The following is a 2,906-nucleotide window of genomic DNA, read 5'->3' on the forward strand; positions in this document are numbered from 1 at the left end:
TGATTATACAGTTTTAATTTGAGGAAACGCTCCTAACTTCAAAATTCAAAGAAAAAAGAGCAATAGAGGATAAAGAATACCTAAAAAATTCACTTCGTTTTATATTATGCATAATTTGTTTCAATTGTATTATATCGCTTGTAAAGGTTTTAATAAATCGATAGTATAATTATATAACGTTTTAGTCATATGTGTTTTTTATAATAAAAATAAAGGAGGATATGATAAAAAGATTATAATCCTGCTAATGATTGTTCAATTTTTTATCTTTTTAGGTTTCAGCATGATTATTCTTATTTTCCTATAGGTAATTGCAAATTTAGATGTAAATCCATGTCATTTAGGATTACTGTCATCTTGTTATTCGATTCCCTTTTTCCTAACAGCCCTGTTTTTTTGGGGGGAGTTTCTGATTGAATAGGTCGGTATCTTATGCTTTAAGTTTTTATATTTGTATATTCTATTATTCAATTATTTTTTAACAGACATCTTTATTGATAAATTAGTAGAATTGTATATATCAAGAATTATTAACGATTTCTTCGCAGGTGCATTATACACCGCCGCAACAGCATCTGTTATCGATATGACGACTGAAACGAACCGTAATCGTTATATGGGAATGGTTGTTGCATGTATAGGGATGTTTAGTAATGGACCAGCAATTGGGGGATGTTAAGTCAGATTGGATATGTTGTCCCCTTTATGAAAAGAACATAGCAGGAAACAAGGAGGAACGGACCTAATGTTTTTAGCGCTTAAAGAATTAAAACAATCGAAATTACGATACGGATTAATTGGTACCATTATGATATTGTTATCATTTCTTGTACTTATGATATCAGGTTTAGCAAATGGTTTATCTCATGACAGTGCGTCTTCTATTATTGAAATGAAGGCAGACAAATTTATATTATCAGATGATGCCGAGGGTAAATTGTTGCGTTCTCAAATTAAAAAAGCAGATGTTGATAATGTACTGGTACAGGTTGATGAAAAAAATGCAGTTCCAATGCATATTAAAGTGACAACATTTGAAAAAGAAGGAAGTTCAAAAAAAGTTGATGTTGCTATTTTTTCAAGTAAACCAGATTCATTTATTGCTCCAAAAGTAATTGAAGGGAAACATAACTCTTTAGAAAACAATGAAATCGTTGTGGATGAATCTATTAAAGAAAAAGGAGTAAATCTTGGTGACGAACTTGTAGATCCTATTTCCAAAAAAGTGTTCAAAGTTGTCGGATTTACAGAAAATCAAATGTTTAGTCATACACCTGTTGTTCACATGAATGAAGATGTATGGGGTAGCATTGCACAGCCACATCAAAAAGATTATAATGTAATCGCTTTAAATACGGATAAAGAAATTAAGAATGCAAAAGTTGTGGATAAAAAAGAAGTATTGCAAAGTATTCCAGGTCATAAAGAACAACAAAGGACATTAACGATGATTGTTTCGTTTTTAATTGTCATTGCAGCATTATTAATTGGCGTTTTTTTCTATGTCATTACATTACAAAAAACACACCAACTAGGTGTATTAAAAGCAATCGGAACAAAAAATTCATATTTAGTAAAGGCTTTAGTTATACAAGCTGTATTTGTATCTAGTATTGCCCTTGTAATCGGCATCGGTCTAGTCCTTGCAGTACAGACTGTTTTGCCAGCTAGTATGCCGTTTTTATTAACAGCAACAACAATCGCGAAATTTTCAGGTATTTTTACTGTGATTAGTATACTAGGTACATTGTTCTCTCTATATCATGTATTGAAAGTAGATGCATTAGAAGCAATTGGAGGTGGCATGTAATGGTAACGAATACATCATCATTATTAAAGCTTGATCAAGTAAGTAAGATATATGGAGAGGGAGATACAGAAGTAACAGCTTTACACCCAATTACATTGGATGTAAAAGAAGGAGAATTCGTTGGCATTGTTGGTCCATCTGGTTCAGGAAAAAGTACATTGCTTTCCATTGCAGGTGCATTGCTCTCTCCTTCAAAAGGCAACATTTATATTTCTGATCAAAACATAACAAAATTACCAGAAAAAGAGATGACAGATATTCGCTTAAGAAAAATCGGATTTATATTCCAATTCGCAAACCTCGTACCTTTCTTAACGGTGAAAGAACAACTTCTGTATATCGCTAAGTTAAAGGGAGAAGATAAAAAAGAAGCGAGTAAGTTTGCAGAACAATTACTGAAAACATTTGGATTAGCACATCGGATCAATCATTATCCAAATCAACTTTCAGGCGGAGAAAAACAACGTGTAGCGATTGCTCGTGCGTTCATGAATAACCCAGATTTAATCTTAGCTGATGAACCTACTGCTAGTCTTGATTCAAAACGTGCAAGAGAAGTCGTTGAATTAATGAAACAAGAAGTGAAGAAAAATAAAAAAGCTGCGATTATGATTACACACGATGAAAAAATGCTTGATGTATGTGATCGAATTTTAACACTTCGCGATGGAAAATTACTATAAGAAAATGAAGTGTACGAGCACGTGTACAATAATAGGGAGGCCCATCAAGCTAACAGAACAGGATGTCCCCAAAACGAAAAAAAACTATAGAGATATAAAATTGTTTAGAGATATCTCAAAATATTAGCTGGATAAGCATGGGTACTACTCGTATATTATCAAGAGCTAAATTATAAAAATTATAATTTTGTAGCTATATAAGTACACATTGAAAAATCGACATAAAGCCTTTCTTTTTAGGTGGGAGAGAGCATCCGGCCATGTATAGAAGCGGTCAGATCCTTTTCCTGCCCCATACCAAGTGAAAACAAAGAGAGCAAACAAGTAGCGGTCACTTTTTGTTTTTCATAGCCGCGACTTATATGCTGGAAAATCAAAATGGATGTATATAGAACATAAAAAAACGCTATTCT

General features: G+C 32.7%; 3 protein-coding genes. All 3 read left to right on the plus strand.

Annotated elements, in window-relative coordinates; genetic code table 11:
* Positions 1-451 precede the first annotated feature (451 nt).
* Positions 452-679, plus strand: coding sequence for a hypothetical protein (locus tag V7183_RS23705; protein WP_335361035.1), 228 nt, complete (start codon positions 452-454; stop codon positions 677-679).
* Positions 680-745: 66 nt separating this feature from the next.
* A complete protein-coding gene (locus tag V7183_RS23710; protein ID WP_335361036.1) occupies positions 746-1,810 on the plus strand; it encodes an ABC transporter permease in 1,065 nt (354 codons plus the stop codon).
* The gene (locus V7183_RS23715) at positions 1,810-2,493 is read left to right on the plus strand and encodes an ABC transporter ATP-binding protein (RefSeq protein WP_335361037.1); all 684 of its coding nucleotides are present in this window, start codon (positions 1,810-1,812) and stop codon (positions 2,491-2,493) included. Before V7183_RS23710 ends, V7183_RS23715 begins: the two co-directional genes overlap by 1 nt.
* Positions 2,494-2,906: the final 413 nt, after the last annotated feature.

The sequence above is a fragment of the Bacillus sp. JJ1127 genome, from assembly GCF_036965845.1.
Taxonomy (GTDB): domain Bacteria; phylum Bacillota; class Bacilli; order Bacillales; family Bacillaceae_G; genus Bacillus_A.